Consider the following 501-nt stretch of genomic DNA (forward strand, 5'->3'; position numbering starts at 1 on the left):
CGCGCTCGACAACGAAGCTAGACAACGCTTGCTCGACGTCTTGATGTCCTTGCCGCAAGCAATGCTTGTTATCTCACATGATGAAGAGTTTGTTTCTAAAATCGCGACGCGACATATTCGTTTAGAGTCTGCGCGAATGATTGAAATAGAAGCTTGGTCGGAAACTGAGATTGCTTAATGGCTTTTACTTCCGCCCAAGAAAACTTGAGAGACTCTTTTATGAACTATGCGCATAATTCAGATAGATTAGACATGCCTTTTAGTGCAGTGGTCGGCCAAGACTCATTCAAGCTTGCGCTTATTCTCGTGGCTATCAATCCGTCCATCGGCGGTGTCGTTATCACTGGCCCAAGAGGGTCAGCAAAATCCACCCTTGCTAGGGCTTTGGCTAGTCTATTGCCTTACGACGATGCGCGCTTAGGCAGTGACTCACCATCCTTTGTTACTTTGCCTTTAGGGACGAGTGAAGAGATGTTGGTCGGTACACTGAACTTGGAAAAA

General features: G+C 46.7%; 1 pseudogene. It reads left to right on the forward strand.

Annotated features, from left to right (window positions below):
• Nucleotides 1-219 precede the first annotated feature (219 nt).
• Nucleotides 220-501: pseudogene (locus A3761_RS08110) on the forward strand (hypothetical protein); the annotation flags it as partial.

This window comes from Oleiphilus sp. HI0123 (genome assembly GCF_001635315.1).